The organism is Bacillus sp. ISL-41, from assembly GCF_018613235.1.
Taxonomy (GTDB): domain Bacteria; phylum Bacillota; class Bacilli; order Bacillales; family Cytobacillaceae; genus Mesobacillus.
The window spans coordinates 51,595-70,348 of the sequence record NZ_JAGGQP010000023.1; the positions used below are offsets into that span (position 1 = coordinate 51,595).

Annotated in this window: 18 protein-coding genes and 1 pseudogene; 10 read left to right on the forward strand and 9 right to left on the reverse strand. The window is 44.4% G+C overall.

The genetic code is table 11. The features are described from left to right. Positions 1–56: 56 nt before the first annotated feature. Positions 57–554: a TspO/MBR family protein gene (locus tag J7I80_RS10940; RefSeq protein WP_214738400.1), complete on the forward strand. Its 498-nt coding sequence runs from the start codon at positions 57–59 to the stop codon at positions 552–554. Positions 555–824: 270 nt separating this feature from the next. On the opposite strand, the pseudogene J7I80_RS10945 reads toward J7I80_RS10940, so the two are convergent. After that, positions 825–1,256, reverse strand: a pseudogene (locus J7I80_RS10945) (AhpC/TSA family protein); the annotation flags it as partial. Between the two features lie 285 nt (positions 1,257–1,541). Here J7I80_RS10945 and J7I80_RS10950 point away from each other — a divergent pair. After that, entirely contained in the window at positions 1,542–2,513 is a 972-nt protein-coding gene (locus tag J7I80_RS10950) for a PstS family phosphate ABC transporter substrate-binding protein (protein ID WP_214738402.1), read from the forward strand. A 67-nt stretch (positions 2,514–2,580) separates the two neighbouring features. Here J7I80_RS10950 and J7I80_RS10955 read toward each other — a convergent pair whose 3' ends face one another. Beyond that, entirely contained in the window at positions 2,581–2,751 is a 171-nt protein-coding gene (locus J7I80_RS10955; RefSeq protein WP_214738403.1) for a hypothetical protein, read from the reverse strand. A gap of 96 nt (positions 2,752–2,847) precedes the next feature. Then, positions 2,848–3,321 carry a CBO0543 family protein gene (locus J7I80_RS10960; RefSeq protein WP_214738404.1) on the reverse strand — a complete coding sequence of 158 codons (474 nt, stop codon included), beginning with the start codon at positions 3,319–3,321 and terminating at the stop codon, positions 2,848–2,850. Positions 3,322–3,473: 152 nt separating this feature from the next. On the opposite strand from J7I80_RS10960, the gene J7I80_RS10965 reads away from it, so the two are divergent. Continuing rightward, positions 3,474–4,004, forward strand: coding sequence for a CBO0543 family protein (locus J7I80_RS10965; protein WP_214738405.1), 531 nt, complete (start codon positions 3,474–3,476; stop codon positions 4,002–4,004). A 169-nt stretch (positions 4,005–4,173) separates the two neighbouring features. Here J7I80_RS10965 and J7I80_RS10970 read toward each other — a convergent pair whose 3' ends face one another. Beyond that, a complete protein-coding gene (locus J7I80_RS10970) occupies positions 4,174–4,749 on the reverse strand; it encodes a hypothetical protein (RefSeq protein ID WP_214738406.1) in 576 nt (191 codons plus the stop codon). 187 nt (positions 4,750–4,936) lie between these two features. On the opposite strand from J7I80_RS10970, the gene J7I80_RS10975 reads away from it, so the two are divergent. The 4 genes from J7I80_RS10975 to J7I80_RS10990 all read left to right on the forward strand — a co-directional run bounded on the left by J7I80_RS10975 (position 4,937) and on the right by J7I80_RS10990 (position 8,975). Beyond that, on the forward strand, positions 4,937–5,218 hold the full coding sequence (locus tag J7I80_RS10975; RefSeq protein WP_214738407.1) for a GNAT family N-acetyltransferase: 282 nt from the start codon (positions 4,937–4,939) through the stop codon (positions 5,216–5,218). Positions 5,219–5,398: 180 nt separating this feature from the next. Further along, the gene (locus J7I80_RS10980; RefSeq protein ID WP_214738408.1) at positions 5,399–6,382 is read left to right on the forward strand and encodes a ring-cleaving dioxygenase; all 984 of its coding nucleotides are present in this window, start codon (positions 5,399–5,401) and stop codon (positions 6,380–6,382) included. 60 nt (positions 6,383–6,442) lie between these two features. Next, the gene (wrbA, locus tag J7I80_RS10985; protein WP_214738595.1) at positions 6,443–7,054 is read left to right on the forward strand and encodes an NAD(P)H:quinone oxidoreductase; all 612 of its coding nucleotides are present in this window, start codon (positions 6,443–6,445) and stop codon (positions 7,052–7,054) included. A 400-nt stretch (positions 7,055–7,454) separates the two neighbouring features. Continuing rightward, a complete protein-coding gene (locus J7I80_RS10990; RefSeq protein WP_214738409.1) occupies positions 7,455–8,975 on the forward strand; it encodes a UDP-N-acetylmuramoyl-L-alanyl-D-glutamate--2,6-diaminopimelate ligase in 1,521 nt (506 codons plus the stop codon). 44 nt (positions 8,976–9,019) lie between these two features. Here J7I80_RS10990 and J7I80_RS10995 read toward each other — a convergent pair whose 3' ends face one another. Continuing rightward, entirely contained in the window at positions 9,020–9,916 is an 897-nt protein-coding gene (locus J7I80_RS10995; RefSeq protein WP_214738410.1) for a 3-hydroxyacyl-CoA dehydrogenase, read from the reverse strand. 191 nt (positions 9,917–10,107) lie between these two features. On the opposite strand from J7I80_RS10995, the gene J7I80_RS11000 reads away from it, so the two are divergent. After that, on the forward strand, positions 10,108–11,568 hold the full coding sequence (locus J7I80_RS11000) for a protein adenylyltransferase SelO (protein ID WP_251027713.1): 1,461 nt from the start codon (positions 10,108–10,110) through the stop codon (positions 11,566–11,568). A 247-nt stretch (positions 11,569–11,815) separates the two neighbouring features. Here the strand turns inward: J7I80_RS11000 and J7I80_RS11005 are convergent, their stop codons facing one another. Together J7I80_RS11005 and J7I80_RS11010 are read right to left on the reverse strand one after the other, a co-directional pair. Next, on the reverse strand, positions 11,816–13,939 hold the full coding sequence (locus J7I80_RS11005) for an MMPL family transporter (RefSeq protein ID WP_214738412.1): 2,124 nt from the start codon (positions 13,937–13,939) through the stop codon (positions 11,816–11,818). 91 nt (positions 13,940–14,030) lie between these two features. Further along, on the reverse strand, positions 14,031–14,903 hold the full coding sequence (locus J7I80_RS11010; protein ID WP_214738413.1) for a MerR family transcriptional regulator: 873 nt from the start codon (positions 14,901–14,903) through the stop codon (positions 14,031–14,033). Positions 14,904–15,075: 172 nt separating this feature from the next. Here J7I80_RS11010 and J7I80_RS11015 point away from each other — a divergent pair, with 172 nt between their 5' ends. Next, positions 15,076–15,273 carry a DUF378 domain-containing protein gene (locus tag J7I80_RS11015; RefSeq protein WP_023626156.1) on the forward strand — a complete coding sequence of 66 codons (198 nt, stop codon included), beginning with the start codon at positions 15,076–15,078 and terminating at the stop codon, positions 15,271–15,273. Positions 15,274–15,382: 109 nt separating this feature from the next. Continuing rightward, complete coding sequence (locus J7I80_RS11020) at positions 15,383–15,559, forward strand: SE1832 family protein (RefSeq protein WP_214738414.1); 177 nt, start codon at positions 15,383–15,385, stop codon at positions 15,557–15,559. 208 nt (positions 15,560–15,767) lie between these two features. Here J7I80_RS11020 and J7I80_RS11025 read toward each other — a convergent pair whose 3' ends face one another. Continuing rightward, entirely contained in the window at positions 15,768–17,228 is a 1,461-nt protein-coding gene (locus J7I80_RS11025; RefSeq protein WP_214738415.1) for an alanine/glycine:cation symporter family protein, read from the reverse strand. 362 nt (positions 17,229–17,590) lie between these two features. Continuing rightward, entirely contained in the window at positions 17,591–18,667 is a 1,077-nt protein-coding gene (locus tag J7I80_RS11030; protein WP_214738416.1) for a Gfo/Idh/MocA family protein, read from the reverse strand. Between the last annotated feature and the right edge of the window lie 87 nt (positions 18,668–18,754).

Consider the following 18,754-nt stretch of genomic DNA (forward strand, 5'->3'; position numbering starts at 1 on the left):
CATAGTTTTTTTTTCACTAAAACTAGGCAATAGTAAGAAAAAGGCAGGTGACAAGAATGAACGTTCTAAGCGTGAATGGAAAAATAGATAAGGGCAAGCTCGCCAAGGAGCTGTTGATTCCGGTGGTCGGCGGTATGGTGACGGGGATGATTGCGACGCGGCGGGCGAAGGAGAAGTACATCAGGCTGGAGAAACCGGATTATGCGCCGCCATCATGGGTGTTTCCTGTCATGTGGACAGGCTTGTATGCATCGATGGGGCTTGCGAATTACCGGGTTTCGATGAAAAAGAAACCTACCGCCACCGCGGAAACACTCTATGATATCCAGCTTGGATTGAATTTTCTCTGGTCGTTCTTATTTTTCAAATTGAACCTTCGAGGAACGGCGTTTGCGGAGATCGGCCTGTTGCTGAGTATGATTACATTAACAACGTATCAATACTATCAAAAAGATAAAATCGCTGGCCGGTTGATGCTGCCGTATATTGCCTGGGTCGCTTATGCGCTTCAGCTTAACTATAGCATGTGGAGTTTGAATAAAAATAAATTGTAAAACTTTTACTGAATTATGCAACTTTTCCAATCTATCCTCCGTCAAAACTAGTAGACTGCCAATCCTTCTAAAAATTGGGTGAATAAAAGTTTGCTAGAGCGGGAATACTATAACCAACAACATATTAACAACGGAGGTAGATTAAGATGAAAGAAATCAAGGAATTCATGAATGAAGAGGGCTTTGAATTGAAAGGTTATATTTCACAGTTATTTGAACAGGTTTCCGATAAAACTGATAAGAAAAAACGCTGATCGCGGCTAAAGCTGATCAGCGTTTTTTCATTTGCTTCAAAACTTCATCAATTTTTGCGTGATCCTCAGGTGATTCATCGATATGCTTCCACAGGAGTTCCCCGTCAGTTGAATAAAGCCATGTTCCTCCCTGGATGTAGACGTCCTGTGTCTTCATCGAGTTCATGACGAATTCTTTCTGTTTTCCATCTTTAGGGATGAAATCTTTGACCTGGCCAGTCACAAATCCGAAACCGGCTTTCGCCAGCAGCTTCCACTTCGGCATCGTTTTATGGCCCATACCTCGATATGCTTGCCGCGATGGGTCACCTAAAATCGGAAAAGGAAATGGTCCGAACTGATCCACGAATTGCTTGATAAAAGATCCTTTCGAAGGGGCAACCGCAACAACCTGGTAGCCTGTAGCTTCTACTTCATTGATTCGCTCGCGCAACTGCGCAAGATATTCCCGACAGACTGGTCAGCCAAGGTGGCGGACAAACACGACCATCGTCGGCATTCCCTGGATCGCTGTACGCAGGGTCAGTGATTTTTCAGGATCGGTTGTTTCTAATATATAGTCCATCTCGAAACCTCCTTTTCCTCACTATATATAACTTCTCCCCCTAAGGAAAGAATTAACATTCCTTAACAAACCTTTTCAATTAATTTACAACGCCTTAAAACCCTATTAATAACTGTCTAGTAATCTTGTACTTGTAGCAACGGACATAATATTAGGGGGAATTAAGGAATGAAGAGTTTTAAAAAGTTAGCGATGTTTATGATGCTTGCTGGTGTAATGGCTTTCGGAACGGCTTGTTCGGATGGAGAAAGCAATGCGGAAGCGACGAATGGTTCTAATGAAACTGAAACTCAACTTGAAGGCAGCGTCGTGATCGACGGTTCTGGAACTGTATACCCATTCATGGCAAAAATGGCTGAGAACTATATGGATAAGCAAGAGGATGTATCTGTAGAAGTAAGCCGATCCGGGACTTCCGCTGGTTTCAAGAAATTCCTCGTTGAAGACGGTACAGACTACAATGATGCATCACGCCAGATCAAAGACGAAGAAAAGGCAAAAGCTGAAGAGCTTGGCATTGATGTGAAAGAAATGAAAGTCGCTTTGGATGGTTTGACAATTGTCATCAATAAGGACAATGACTGGGCAAAGGAACTGACGAAAGAAGAAATCATCGACATCTTCCTGGCTGAAGGCGGCAAAAAGAAATGGTCTGATGTTCGTCCGGATTTCCCGGCTGAAGCTATTAACACATACGGCCCGAACGAAAATCATGGAACGTACGAATTCATGTTTGAAAACATTCTTGATGAAAAAGATCTTGTTGAAGGAATTAACCTGCAGCAGGACTACTCTACACTGGTTGACCTCGTTTCAAAGGATAAAAATGCGATCGGCTTTTTCGGATACGGCTATTATGCAAACAACAAAGATAAGCTCGCTGCAGTAAAAGTAGATTTCGGCAATGGCCCTGTTGAACCTTCTCTTGAAACCATCAAGGAAGATGGCGACTACGGTCCATTCACACGCCCGGTGTTCACATACTTGAACGTAAACATGGCTAAAGAGAAGGCACAAGTACTTGACTACGCCATCTATACGATGGAAAATGCCCAGGATGTTGCCGCTGAAACAGGCTTCGCACCATTGACAGATGAAGACATACAGGCAACATTGGCTGAACTTCAAGAATTGAAATAAGTGAAGTGAGAGGATGGGGATCTCCCCATTCTTTTTTTACGCAAAAAAATAACAGTGATTTACACTGTTATGGACGGTCTAATGTCGTTATGAGTTTCTGGCGCTTTTTCGCGTTTTTTAGGATTCGTTCGATGGCTTCCAGCAAGGAAACTCTTTCCTCGACTGTGTTTACGTTCAGCAACCTAAGTTTAAGCTCCACAAGTTTTTGCTTTTCCTCTGCTGTCAGGCTTTCCCTCATCTTTTCACCCTCCTTATGCTGTTTCATATAAGTCTAGATGAAGAGTGTTAAAGAAGTTGAGGGATTTTATTAATTTTTCGAATATCTAACCAGTCTTTACTTATTGGCAACCTTCCTGATGACTCCCATGACGAGCCTGACAAGGAGAAAGGTAGAGCCGATTGAAACGAAGCTATGGACCGAAGTCCAATTCTTCTTATATTTGATCAGCTTCGTGTTCCGTTCAAGCCAATGCTCGGCAACGGCGGATGGTGCTGAGAACAATAGGGATTTCAGTAAAATCGAATTAATGCCTGAATGCCTGGTGACCTGATTAAAGTAAACGCACACAACCGGAAAAATCAAATAGCTGAAAATGACACTAACGTCAAAGGTCTTAAATAAGGAAACTGGATATCTCAGATACCCTTTCTTGACGAGCAAATTATCGAGGATGGAGGCGATGTAGCTTTTCAAAAAGAAGATGAGCAGCCAGTCTCTGACAGGAGGTTTTCGAACCAATCTGTAAAACGCCAGGATGCCGATGGCTAGCAGAGCTCTCAGTATGTTTTCTTCTGTTTTCCTCTTCATGGCGGCAGCCTCCTCGGTAGTAAATTTGCCGAACTGGCGGATAACTATATGTATCTTGTCTTTTTTCGCGATAATTATTCCATGACTGTTAACTGAGTCTATTGGCTATACTAAAACCGATTTCCTTTATTTGTAAAAGAAGAGGCGGAATTATGGTCAATACTATTTATGGGTTAATTTGGGCAGGAATTTTAGTGAAATGGGGAGACTGGAAGAACTGGCGGAAGTACTATCCGACCGTTCTTTTCTTTATCCTTGGTGATTTTCTCTACATGTACTTATTATCGGATCATTATCCAATGTGGAGATATTCTCCATCATCTGGAGACAATGATATGGGGATCACCAATACGCATATTTCTTTTTCCATTATGGCAATTAAATATCCAGCGACATGCCTCGCGTATTTAGCTCATTTTCCAACTCATGGTCTTTGGAAAAAAGTCCTTTATTATCTGGCGTGGGTACTTGTCTATTTTGCGAATGAACTGGTTGATATCCATTTTCAGTTAATCAAATATTTTAATGGCTGGAATCTTTGGTGGTCTGCGCTGTTTAATTCGGTTATGTTCCTCATTTTAAAACTGCATTTTCACAACCCGCTGTTTGCTTGGATAGCGTCTGCTGTTTTTGTTTTGTTTTTATGGAATCAGTTCGATGTGCCGTCAACAGTCTTTCGTTAAAAGTTCCATAGAGTAAATATGCCTGATCCTATGTAAGGAATCAGGCAGTGTTTTTTTCGATTTTAGACTGTTGGTGAATCTGTGAAAGTGAGGCAGCCAGATTACTCAACTTTCTGCCTATCAGGTCGTTCGCTGAATTTGAACCTATAGGTTTGTTGTAAATCGCGAATTACTTGGTTGTGCTGTACCTTTTTTTAATCCAAACGAATAAGTCCGTCGTTAATTTGGCAAAAATCAGTACAGAAAAATAGCTGAGGAATAAGTGAAAGTAGTTAATCGACCCATACATTCTAAATAGTCCTAGTCCGACAAGCATAGGTTTGAAAACAAACGACAAGAATACCGCTGTCATAGTCGCATACAGGTAATATTTTTTATTACTGTTAAGTGTCGATTGATAAACGAAGATAAAAGTGATCGGAATCAAGCTGGAGTCGAGTGTAATTCCAGGTAACGCTGGAATGACAGGAAAAGGGTAATTCCAATAACCCATATTTCTCCCAAATAAATCGTGATATCCGAATGACATATGGATACTGTAGCCATAAAAGAGAATTTGGAATAGCTTGTTTTTATTAACTTTCAAAAAGAGAATCACGAGAGGTGCCACTAGGAATAAGACCATCAGCCAATACTCAAAAGAGGTATATAAAGCATAATCCCACCAATACTGATTTAATGCCTTTTGCCCTTCCTTACCCATCTCGACAATTTTATCAAATCGTGAAAGACGAATATCTTCCAATTTAATCACCCTTTTAGATCCGGCTTTGCATACATATCTATAGATTGTCATGTTCAATAATTTCGTATGCACTGTGTAAGGAATGTGGAAAAATATTATCCAAAAATGAGTAAGTTCATCTTGATGCGGGAAAAAGAGAAAGATAATCAATAGAACTTTGAGATTCTCACTATTAGGAGGTATTGTTATGCCGTTTAACTATACAGAAGAAGATGGCCGTTTTGTTGCGAAGGATTCAGATGGACTCGAAGTAGGGGAAGTCACATATACTCGTGACGGAGATGAGGTTCTTGTCATTAACCATACGGGTGTCGACCCTGCGAACCGCGGCCAGGGAGTAGCGGAGGAGCTGGTTCGCCAAGTTGTGGAGAAGGCGAAGAATGAAGGCTTGAAGGTGGAGCCGGTTTGTTCCTTTGCGCAAAAAGAATTTGAAAGGAAAGATGAATATAAAGAAGTTCTAAAACAATAGCTGGAAAGCCTTTGAGTTTAGCTCAAAGGCTTTTGCCCCGGGGTTGACATTAAAATACCCTGCGTGATAAAATTATCTCGAATTCAAGATATTATGTTTTTTTCGAAGTCATTAAGGATAAAGTAAGAATAGATATTTTTCGGATTAATATCTCGGTTTCGAGATAAAGGGGGAGAAAACTTGAACGAGTTAAAAGGGATTCACCATGTTACCGCCATTACAAGCAGTGCGGAAAAGAACTATGAATTTTTCACATATGTGTTAGGGATGCGTCTTGTAAAAAAGACCGTCAACCAGGATGATATCCGGACTTATCACTTATTTTTCGCGGACGATAAAGGATCGGCGGGCACGGATATGACATTCTTTGATTTCCCAGGGATTCCTAAGGGGTCACATGGAACAGACGAGATTTATAAAACAGGCTTTCGTGTTCCTACAGATGACGCGCTTGAATACTGGGTGAAGCGTTTCGATAAATACGACGTCAAGCATACTGGCATCAAAGAACTTTTCGGTAAAAAGACGATTTCATTCGCTGATTTTGATGATCAGCAATACATGCTGGTTTCGGATGAACACAATGAAGGTGTTGCATCAGGAACGCCATGGCAAAACGGTCCGATACCGTTGGAGTATGCGATCACAGGTCTTGGACCGCTCCACATTCGGATCTCGCGCTTTGATTATTTTAAAGAGGTATTGGAAAAAGTCATGCATATGCGTGAGGTTGGGCAGGAAGGTTCCCTGCACTTGTTTGAAATGGGAAAAGGCGGAAACGGCGCACAAGTCATCGTTGAGGACAATAAAGTGCTGCCGGCAGGACGCCAGGGATTCGGCACCGTGCATCATGCCGCATTCCGAGTTGCCGATACTTCGGTTCTTTATGAGTGGATCGATCATATGAAGGCTGCTGGATTCGGCACATCCGGTTATGTCGATCGATTCTTCTTTGAATCATTGTATGCGCGTGTGGCACCGGGAATCTTGTTCGAATGGGCTACAGACGGTCCAGGTTTCATGGGTGATGAGCCATATGGAACCCTTGGTGAAAAACTGTCATTGCCGCCATTCCTCGAATCAAAACGGGAGCAGATCGAGGACTTTGTGCGGCCGATCGATACAGTCCGCAGCACGCGTAATATTGAAAAAGAGTATCTGTAAGCGAGTTTGTCATAGAAGATTAGTGGAAATACCTTAATGTAGGATAAAATAAGGGAGGCAATCAATATGGTCAAATTAGCAGTGATTTTTTACAGCATGGGCGGAACGAATGTACAGCTCTCGAAATGGGCTGCAGAAGGCGCAAAAGAAGCTGGAGCAGAAGTGAAGGTTTTTAAAGTGAAGGAATTAGCTCCTGAATCAGCGATTGAAGGCAATGAAGCTTGGAAGGCAACTGTTGAAAACACAAAGGATATCCCTGAAGTGACTCCAGATGATCTTGAATGGGCAGACGCGATTATCTTCAGCGTTCCTACACGATTCGGAAACATGCCATCCCAGATGAAGCAATTCCTTGATACGACTGGCGGCCTTTGGGCTCAGGGCAAGCTCGTGAACAAAGTTGTGAGCGCCATGTCCTCCGCGCAAAATCCGCATGGCGGACAAGAAGCGACCATCCTGTCACTCTATACAACAATGTATCACTGGGGTGCAATCGTTGCGGCACCAGGCTACAGTGACCCAGTAACATTCGCAGCCGGCGGCAATCCATATGGAACAAGCGTAACAGTCGACCAGGACGGCAACATGATCGAAGACGTCGAAGCAGCGGTAAAATACCAGGCGAAGCGTACTGTGACGGTTGCGGGATGGGTTAAAAACGGAAATCAATAATAGAGTATTTAGCTGAAAGACGAACAGTTCTGAGACTGTTCGTCTTTTTCTTTGCTGTATAAAGGCTGTATTCGCATCGAGTGTTGCTTTTCAACATGCTACCGCATTATCTAAGGTGTCGGTGCTATTTTTAATATGTATAAAAAAGGTGTGAAATCAAAAAAGTTCACGAAAAGAGTCTTTATAAAGTTGCGGAGAGGGGGAAGCTGAAAGTTGTCCTGAAGAAGTGGGTTCGGATGTGCCAGAAAGGGAATATCCGCTTTTCTTTTGGGTAAAGAGTATAGTCTGACTGACTAAGATCGGAAACTAATCACAGACTAAAAGAAGAGTCCGCATTGCTCCACGAAGACTATCCACCTTTAACCTTTCAAACGATATCCCACTTAAAAGGAGATAAAGTATGTATATTCATTTCGAGCATCACAGCCAGCTTTCGATTAAGAGGATTTGGGGAAGTACTGTTCAGGATGTATCAGCTATTTGTTATGATTCAAGAAGAGTGACCATGGAATCGGTTTTTATCTGCATGAGCGGGGAAAACCATGATGGCCATTTGTATATTAATGAAGCCGTTGAGAAGGGAGCTGCTGTCATTGTCGGTGAGAACCCTGAGCGGCTTGAGGAAGGGTTTCAGCGGTATCCAGGAGTGACATTTATTTTAACGGAAAGCGCGCGCAGCTTCCTGGCGCATATCTCCATCATCTTTTATGGACGGGTACATGAAAAAATCCAAACGGTTGGAGTCACCGGGACGAACGGGAAAACGACGGTTGCCGCATATGTGAGGTCGCTGATGACAAACCTGGGTATGCCGGGCGGTTATATTGGAACAATTGGAATGTTTACTTCCAAGGGCAGGATGGAATTCAGCCAGACAACCCCGACGACACCTGAATCAATTGATTTACATTCAATTTTTCATCAAATGTACCTGCAGGGAGACCAGCTTGCTTCGATGGAGGTGACCTCCGTGGCCATCGAACAGAAACGGGTAGAAGGAATCAACTTTGATATCGCCATACATACAAACCTGACACCTGAACACCTGGAATTCCATCAAACATTTGAAAATTATCGCAATGCCAAGCTAAAGCTATTCCGCCAGGCAAAACAAGCCGTGGTGAATCTGGATGATGAGGGAATGTCAGCTGAAATCCTCGAAATTTTCAACGGACCTGTGCTGACCTACAGCCTTGATAAAAACACCGAGGCCGACGTAAAAGCGAGCAACATTAAAATGTCTGATACAGGGACAGTTTTTGAGATGGTCGTCAAAGGTGAGTCCTATATCGTCAGAGCTCCGATTTTCGGAAATTATAATGTCGCAAACCTTCTGGCGGCAGTATGTTCTGCGCTGCATGCCGGGTTCACTCTCCAGGAAATTCTCCCGGCAATCACGATGCTTGAAAGCCCTGAAGGAAGGCTTGAAGTCTTGCAGGAATATGGAAACCGCAACATCATTCTTGATTATGCGCATACACCACCTGCCTTGAAAAACCTGATTAAAGAGGTGAAAAAAATGCCTCACCGCAGCCTGATTGTGATGATTGCGGGAATTGGGATCAGGGATTGGGAGAAGATGCCGCAAATGGCCCAGGCGATTGAAGGGGAAGCGGATGAAATTGTTGTTTCGGTTGATCATCCGGGGTTTAATGATCCAGAGGATATTATCAATAAGGTCCTTACCGGCTTTAAAAATCCGCGCGCTGGCAATATCCATAGAGCACCAACTCGTCATGAGGGTGTCCTCGCCGCTCTGGATCTAAGCAGTGAACAGGATTTGATTGTCCTTACCAGCGGCTGTATCAATGGGGCACAGCTGGTAAAAGGAGAACGGATTCCGCATTCGGATAAAGACATCATCCAAAATTACTTCATGTTCAAGAAACAGAACCGCAGCGTGGAGTATGTCCAAGGATAGATATAAGGACAGCCTAATCCTGCATGGGATTAGGCTGTTTTCATTTACTCTTTCAGAAAATCTGGCTGTTCATAGCTTGGATTCGGGTATTTATAAAATCCTTCGCCGGTGGCTACACCCAGTTTTCCTTTGTCGATGTACTCAGTTTTCAATAGATTTGCGAGCTCTTTAAACTGAGGAACCCCAGCTTCGCCCTTGGCATTGGCGATATTGTATGCTGTGGTAATTCCGACGATGTCCAGAATCGCAAACGGTCCTTTTGGTGCTCCGGTTGCGATCATCCATGTCTTATCGATGGTTTCCGGATCGGCGACTTCCTTCATCAGCAACATTTGGCCTGCTTCAAGGAACGGCACTAATAACGAGTTCAGAATATAGCCTGGCTGCTCTTTGTATAGTGGCAAGGCAACCATTCCGATGGCTTTCGCGAATTCCAATAGGTCGTCAAACACTGCCTTGTCAGTGCCAGGATGCTTCATTACCTCAGCGGTGTTATTTTTCCAGATTTCATTCGCGAAGTGGAGGGCAAGGAATTTTTCCGGACGGCCTGTTGCTTCTGCAAATTGGCTTGGCAGCAACGTAGAAGTGTTCGTCGCAAATACCGTCTTCTCAGGTGCAACTTGTCCGAGTTTATTGTAAAAATCTATCTTGATGTTGACGACCTCTGGTACAGCCTCAATGACGAGGTCAGCATCAGTTACCGCCTGTGAGAGATCACTGTAAAAAGAAAGGCGGTTGTAAGCTGCATCAAGCTCCTGCTCGGATGCTCCAAGATCCTCCTGGTAACGCGGCTTTAGCTTTGTGATTCGCTCCTTCGCGCGCTCGATCGCCTCATCGTTAATATCGTAGACTGAAACGTTGAATCCATGGTAAGCAGTTTGGAAAGCAATCTGGCTTCCTAAAACGCCGCTTCCGGCGACAGTAATGTTTTTATAATTCATGGCAATTCTCCTTTCTACAGTGGGTATTTACCCTCTTTTATTATTCTTAAAAAGTATTTTTCTTAATCTGGAGACAAAACAAATGGCAGCTTTACCAAACATTCGGGAGGGTATATTAAGTAACAGGAAGAATACATTAATGGATATATAAAGCGCACTAAGAAATGGTGAAAGTAAAAGGAGGCAATTCAATGTCGAACAATAATGCTGGCTGGAATATCGATAATAGCTATTCGCGCCTGCCTGGAATCTTTTATAGCCTGCAGAAACCTACTCATGTAGAAGCACCGGAAGTGGTCATTTTCAATGAGTCACTTGCGGAAGAGCTCGGTCTAAACCCGGAAGCCTTACAAGATGATGAAGGTGCAGCTCTGTTTGGCGGCAACGATGTCCCTGAAGACGGAACTCCGCTTGCCCAGGCATATGCAGGACATCAATTCGGGCATTTCACCATGCTTGGTGACGGACGGGCGGTACTGCTGGGCGAGCAGATCACTCCTGATGGTGAGAGGTTTGACATCCAGTTGAAAGGATCGGGGCGGACACCGTATTCCCGTGGAGGAGACGGGCGTGCAGGACTAGGGCCGATGCTACGTGAGTTTATCATCAGTGAAGCGATGGTGGGATTGGGGATCCCGACTACGAGAAGTCTGGCAGTGACGACAACGGGGGAGCAAATCATCCGCGAGACGATGCAGACCGGCGCTATCCTTACTCGTGTGGCAGCAAGCCACCTAAGGGTTGGTACATTCCAATTTGCCGCAAACTGGGGGAAGACAGAGGACCTGAGGGCACTGGCTGATTATGCGATCGAGCGACATTATCCTGAAGCTGAAGGGGAGGAAAATCGCTATCTTTCATTTTTGAAAAAAGTGATCAAGCGCCAGGCAGCATTGATTGCGAAATGGCAGCATGTTGGTTTTATCCACGGTGTCATGAATACTGACAACATGACAATCAGCGGCGAGAGTATTGATTATGGACCATGTGCTTTCATGGATACTTACGACCCGGCAACGGTCTTCAGTTCAATTGACCGGGATGGCCGCTATGCCTATGGAAATCAGCCGTATATCGGCGGCTGGAATCTTTCTCGTTTTGCTGAAGCCCTGTTGCCTTTGCTGCATGAAGATGAAGACGAGGCGGTAAAGCTGGCCGAGGAAGCTCTCTCAGAATTCCCGGAAATATTTGAAGCGGAATTTATATTAGGAATGAGATTGAAACTTGGTATTTTCAATGAGGAAAAAGAAGACAAGACACTTATTTCCGACCTGCTTAATCTAATGCATAAGCATAAGGCTGACTTTACGAATACGTTTAAAGCTTTAACTTTTGATCAGCTGGAAGGGTCGGAGTTGTTCGAGGCTGAGGAGTTCACGAAGTGGCAGGGAAAATGGCAGGATAGACTCGAACGCCAGGAGCAATCGAAGGAAGATGTGCATGAGCTGATGCGTGACAGCAATCCAGGTGTGATTCCTCGCAACCATAGAGTGGAGGAAGCATTAGAGGCAGCTGTTAATGGTGACTTGAGTGTCATGGTGAAATTGCTCGAAGTCCTTGCCAACCCATACGAGCATTCAGCTGAACAAGCCGAATTCTGCAAGCCAGCACCACCAGCGGCAAGACCTTATCGGACATTTTGCGGGACGTGATTCTTAATACTATGTCATCAGAGTCATGACGGACAAAAACCCGGGAGAATCATGAAAAAGTGTCCGTCATCAAGGTCATGACGGACAAAAACCCGGGAGAATCATGAAAAGGTGTCCGTCATCAGAGTCATGATGGACAAAAACTCGAGGGGAATCATGAAAAAGTGTCCATCATCAAGATGTGGCAGTAGCAGTCACTAAAAAAGGCAGTCCCTGAGCTATTCTCGCTCTCAGGACTGCCTTTTTATTATTTACCTTCTACTGCAGCTTCTTTCTGATCTTTTTCAAAGAAGAGAATCAATGCTGGCAGCAGCATGCCGCGGACGAGGAAGGTGTCGATCAGGATTCCGACGGCGACGATGAAGCCGAAGACGAACAGGTCGGCGATTGGCATCGTGGTCAGTGCAGCGAATGTCGCGGCCAGGATGACACCGGCTGATGAAATCACTCCGCCGGTATTGCGGATCGCGATTTCTAGGGCATCCTTGACTTTGTGTACCTTGCGCTCTTCAATGAATCGGGAGGCTAGGATGATGTTATAATCGATTCCCAATGCCACCAGGAAGATGAAGGCGTAGACCGGAACTCGCGAGCTTAATGCATCAAAGCCGAATAAGACGTCGACGAGGAAGATTCCCAATCCCAGCGCAGATAAGTAGGATAACAGGATCGTTCCCATCATGTAGATGGACATCTTGATCGAACGCGTGAGAGCGTACAAGAGAACTAGAATCAATACTGTTTCCAGGAGGACGATTTTTACAATATCGCGGTTATTGATTTCCCGCTCGTCCAAAAGCTTGGCTGTGACTCCGCTATAATATGCTTCTCCATCGATCGCAAGCTCCTCCAATAACTCAGGAGTTTCCGAGCGCAAATCACCGATAAAATCAATCGCTTCTGTTGAGTACGGATTCATTGATAATGCTATGCTAAGCTTCATGGCTTGTGCATCCTCGGACAGAGCGGATACCCGGACAGAGGCAATTTCATCATAGCTTTGCCATTGATCAACGATGGCTTTTGTATCTTCCTCGGTAAAAGGATCCTCACTGACAACCAGCAATGTCGTCGGGGCCAGTTCCCCTTTGTCATAGCGTGCCTCGACGATTTCATAGCCAACTCGTGAAGGCAGGTCCTCAGGGAATTTTTTTACCGTATCAAATTCAAAGTCGAGATTGAAAACATTGAAGGCTGTAAGAACTAAAAATACAGAAACAATTCCTCCTGAGATTCCAGGTTTGTTAACCACGAATCTGGCGACTGGTCCCCAGATTCCGTGCTTGACTTCTGTTTCCTGGCCGTACTTCGGTACCTTCGGCCAGAATGCTTTGCGGCCAAATAAGGTGAAAAGCGCCGGCAGCAGGGTGACTGAAGCGATCATGATGTAGAACATCGCAATCCCGAAAACAGGCGCGAAGTTCAGGTAATCGCGGAAATCAGCGAAGAACAGGATGAGCATCGCGGCGAGAACAGTACCTCCTGCGAAAAACACAGGCTCAGCTGTTGCACGCATCGCATATTTCATTGCTTCGTATTTGCTCTCATATTTGTTCAGCTCCTCGCGGTAACGGGAGAAGACGAACAATGAATAGTCAATGACCGCTGCAAAAAGCAGGATGCTCATGATGGATGAAGTCTGGCTGCTGACTTCCAGGCCGCCTGCACCCATTAGTGCTACACTTTGATTCACGACCTGATAGACGATGACAGTCGCGAGCAGCGGGATGATCGCAAGCAACGGCGAACGATAAATGACAATCAATAAGATCAAAATAATCAGCACGGTTGCAATCAGCAGGACAAAGTCAGCTTGTTCAAAAAGCTTGACGGTGTCTCCGGCAATCCCGGCTGGACCGGTAATGTAAAACTCGGTGCTTTCAAGGTCTTCGGCAATCTCGTTGCCAGTTTCCAAAGCCTTGTCATTGATTTCGGAATACTGGCTGTTTCCGAGCCCTTTTTCCAGCTCCATAGGCACGATGATGGTCGAACCATCTTCTGAGATAAAACCACCTAAAGCTTGAGGAGGAAGGGCGCTGATATCAACGATGGTTTCGATGCCGTCAATATCCTCAGCGATGATTCCATTGAGGATTTGCTTGACTTCATCCAGATTGATGTCGCCGTTGTTATTGTGGAAAACGAGGATTCCCGGTGTTCCTTGTTCATTCGGGAAAAGTTTTTCCGTCTTTTTCTCAGCGATTATCGATTGTGCTTCATCAGGAAGCGATTGGAAATTGGTTGTTTTATATTCACTGAGCATTGGCCCTGCACTTAAACCAACCATGAGGACCAGCCAGGCAATGAGCGTGATCCACATTCCCTTCTTTGTTGAAACCCAATCAGTGATTGGATGCAATAGCTTTTCCACTAGTAAACCTCCCTATTAAGTTTCCAGTCTAATCTTACTACTTTATACATCTGTAAAATCAAGCTATTTATATCTTTTCTGTTAATAAAATTCAGCGCATGAACGAGTCATACCATTTATCCCAATCGGGACCGAGGGAGTAGGTGACTGCCTTTGACTCCAGTTTTGGACAGTCATTAACGCAGCTTCCCCCAACGATGAATCTCAACGATGGATTCATCTGCAGTGTTGAAGATATCCAATCCTCGACATTGACAATCGGGGCCGGGTTGGTCATGGAAATTGCCACAACGCTGATGTCTTTCATTTTGATCAAATCGGATAATCCATCAAGCGGCGTATTCGGTCCCAAATAGATGACGTCATGGCCTTTCTTTTTTAAAAATAAGCTGAAGACCATCAAACCGATTTGATGCTGCTCTCCTTCCGGGCAGAACGCCAACACTTTCTGGAGTGCAGGATTTACAGGGAGGACCCTCAGGAACTGGGTGCAGCGGTTGATGATGAACTGCGAAGCAAAATGCTCCTGGGCAACCGAAATGGCCCCATTCTCCCATTCATCACCAACCTTATACAAAACCTGGACTAATATTTGGTGAAACACCTCTTCATAGTCATACAAAGAAAAAGCGAGGTCGGCAATCTGGTTTGCCTCCTGGGTATCAAGGTTGACCAGTGCCTCGTAAAGCTTTTCTTTTAGCTCACCGTACTTGTCATTTTGTGTTGGAGGCGGGGCGGAGGCCGGAGGGGACTCCTGCAGCATCCTGACCGCGTCACTGATTTTCATATTTTTTTCATGAACTTGATTCTTGATCCACTTGAGTGTTTCGAGATCCTTTTCGCTATATAAACGGTGTCCGCCCTCGGTCCTGGTAGGAGCTACGACATTATATCGGCTTTCCCAGGCCCTGATTGTGACGGCGGGTATATCCAAAAGTTCTGATACTTGCTTGATGCTATACAAAGTTTTCACCTCCACTCACCAGTATAGAGAAGTTATACAAGAATTACACAACATAAAAGCCGTTAAATCAACACTTTAACAAAATTATATAAAATGTTTGCGTAATTTGTATAGGTTTTGTATAATTAATCTCGAAAGATTATACAAAAATTATACAATGGGTGGTGTCAAAATGAAAACGTTGAATTTGGTATCATTAGTATTGCTTATTGTCGGCGGTTTAAATTGGCTATTGGTTGGATTATTTGAATGGGATTTAGTCGGCGGCCTTTTCGGAGGCATGGACAGTCCGATCGCAAAAGTGGTATATATCCTTGTAGGGCTCGCGGCAATATACAGCATCACGCTCTTATCAAAAGTGAATAAATAGTAGCAAGGCGTACAGAAGCTTATCTGTACGCCTTTTGCTTGCATCTTGAATTAACGCCCTGATATCGCTATTCTATAAGAAGTAATCGTCGAAACAGGGGGACCAAGCAATGGATAAAAGAGAAATTGAATATAAAATCGTCGAATTGAAAGATGAGTATTTGCAGCTTCAGCATAATCTCGAAAAATTGGAATCTGTAAAAGGAAACCTGCATCCGCTGGAGAAGCGTCTTGCCGCGATTGAAGAGGAATTGAGCGCGTTGAATACAATGCTGCGTGATCTGTAGAATGACAAGCCTGTTCTGAAAAGGAATCAGGCTTTTCTTTTTGCGAAGGGGGAAGATGCTATAAAATACGCATGAGCCCGAAAAAAATCGAGCTCATGCCTAGAGCAAAAATATCGATCAAAGGTTTAATTAAACCCATTTTTCCCATCGGCCATAGCTTTAGGCACTTTCAATCAAACGTTTGATTAATATCTTGCACGACGGTCTTTTAGGAGGCAAGAGAGCCATCTCTCGGTTTTTGAGTCTTCTCTTCCCAGAAGTCTGCTCCGTCAATTCCGAGTTTTGCAGGTTTGAAGATAGGGTCCTTGTTTGCTTTTTTCTGTGCTGAGTAGTCTTTTAAGACCTGAAGAGCTGGTTTTGTAAGCAGCAGGATGACGGAAAGGTTAATCCAGGCCATCATGCCCATTCCAAGATCGCCCATTGCCCAAACGACATCAGCGGTTCGGATGCTTCCATAGAAAGTAGCAACAAGCAAGGTAATTTTCAGCAAGTGGTTCATCCAGGCAGATTTCTTACTATTGCCTACCAGATAAGCAAGATTTGTCTCTGCTTTATAGTAATAAGATAAGAGTGTGGTAAAACAGAAGAAGAATAAGGAAATAGCCATGAAAGAGATTCCGAATGTCGGTAAAGCCGATTCTACGGCGAGCTGAGTGTAGACAGATGGTTCTGCATTTCCGAGTTTCTCGGTGATCGGCGCCATTCCTTCCGGCTTCACATCGTACATGCCTGTGATCAGGATCATGAAGGCTGTTGCCGGAGCAATGATCAGCGTATCGATATAAACGGAAAACGCCTGGACCAACCCTTGTTTAGCAGGGTGTGATACTTCTGCTGCGCCTGCCTCGAATGTTTCACTGCCAATTCCGGCACCATTAGAATAGACGCCTCTTTGGACACCCCATGCTACAGCAGATCCCATTAATCCGCCAAAAGTGGAATTCAAATTGAATGCACTTGTGAAAATCAGCGAAAGCACTTCAGGTATCAGAGTATAATTGATGCCAAGGATAATCAAACAGACTAATATGTAGCCAACTGCCATAAAAGGAACCATTACCTCTGCTGTTTTCGCAATTCTTTTGACACCGCCAAAAATGATGAACCCAAGCAGGACAATGATGACAGCCCCAGTCGCTGCAGGAGATAAACCAAAGGCGTTATCCATCGTCAATGCGACGGTATTGGCCTGGACGCCCGGCCATAAATAGCTCATGACCACTAAGGATAAAAGGGCAGAAATCACTGCGAACGATTTCGATTTCAAGCCATTTTCAATGTAAAACGGTGTGCCTCCGCGATATTTCCCGTTGATTTTCCTTTTATATACTTGAGATAATGTCGTTTCAATAAAAGAAGTCGCGCTTCCTAACACAGCTGCGATCCACATCCAGAAAACAGCACCAGGACCCCCGAATGCGATGGCCGTAGCGACACCCGCTACATTGCCTGTCCCGATCCTGCTGCCCAATGACATTGTCAGTGCCTGAAACGAACTGACACCTGCCTTTGAACCCCCGCCTGAGAAGGTCAGTTTGATCATATCTTTAATGTATCTCACCTGGACAAAACGTGTGATAATCGTGTAAAACAATCCTAATCCCAAAAATGAATAGACTAATATCGAACTCCAAACATACCCGTTCAACCAATTTACTATGTCTCCCATAAAAACTCCCTTCATGATGATAATAGTATATTTGTTCTTATTTTATAGTTTTTTCCGGTCATCACTCCTAAATAGAAAATCCGTGCATGGTGTACTCTTGCCATCTAGTAAAAATAGACCACTTAAACACAAGAATTTTCAGATAATTATACCCTTAGTCTAACAAAACTAAACGTTAGATTTCTAATGATTTGCATAAATTAAAGGGAGAACCATATGTTCTTCAGGCATTTGAAAAGGGTGCTTGAGGAGTGGGTAATAGGGTGTAAACTACGTTTGAATCATAGGAAAAATAAAGAGGCTTGAGCCCGATATAAGGTACCGGACCCAAGCCTATTATCCTGTTATTAATCTAGGGTGCTTTATTTTACTTCTGCTTTCTTACCTTCTCGAGCAGAAGCCCTGACTGCGTCTAATACTTTTTGAGTGGAATGCCCATGCTCGAAATCAGCGAGATACGGGTGCTTTTCTCCAGAAGCCAGCGTTTCATGGAGCGCATCCAAGGCTCTTTGGAAGCCGTTATAGTAACGTGCGGCGACCTGCGGCATAGTCGAAGGTGCTTCGAGATCAGCTGCCAGCTCAACTTCTTGAAGTGCTGAATTTCCTTCAGAAAGCAGGACTTTGTTGTCATCCAGCATCACCAGTGTGCCTTCTGTCCCGTATATTTCAAGGCGCCAGGTGTGCTCAGTTTGGCGTGCAGCAGAGATGAGCTCAAGAGTAACTGTAGCCCCGTTTCCCAGAGAACCAATAATCTGGAAAGCATCGTCCGCTGTCCGATGTTCTGTATTCCCATGGTCATCAGTCTGAGTGGGAATATGAACTGGCAGCTGAGCAAACACTTCTTTAAAAGTGCTGTCCATCCACCATTGTAGGGCGTCGGTCATATGGGAGCCGATTGCGCCCAGCATTCCGCCGCCCTTTTCTTCTTGGCCAAGCCAGCCGCGAGGTTTTGAAATTAAGCCGGTATAATTCGCAAAGGAGCACTGGTAACGGACATGTAGAATCTCCCCGAGTTTCCCGCTTTCGATGATTTCTTTTACCTTTGTTCGAGCCGGAAGGAAGCGGAATTCATGGTTGATCAACCCAAGTTTCCCAGCCTTGTCTCTTTCCGTCATCATTTCTTCTGTTTCGGCAGCGTCCAAAGCCATTGGTTTCTCACACACAACATGTACGCCTTTTTCGAAAGCGGCTTTAACCATTTCCTTATGTAAATGGACTGCAGAAGCGACAACCACTAAATCGAGAGTTTCCTGTTCAAGCATCTGGCGCCAGTCAGTATAGATATTTTCAATTCCGCTGGCCTTCCGTGCTTCCTCAACATTTCCCCTTGATACACTTGAAATTGCGACAACTTCGAATCCTTCATGATGGTCCATCATTGGCGCATGTACCTTCGCGCCAAAACCTGTCCCGATTATACCCGCTCTAAACTTTTCCAAATATAACACCCCTGTCCAGAATATAGTTTAATAGTAAATCCGTGAGGGGAGGAATGTAAATCAATATAGTATAATGATGAAAAATAC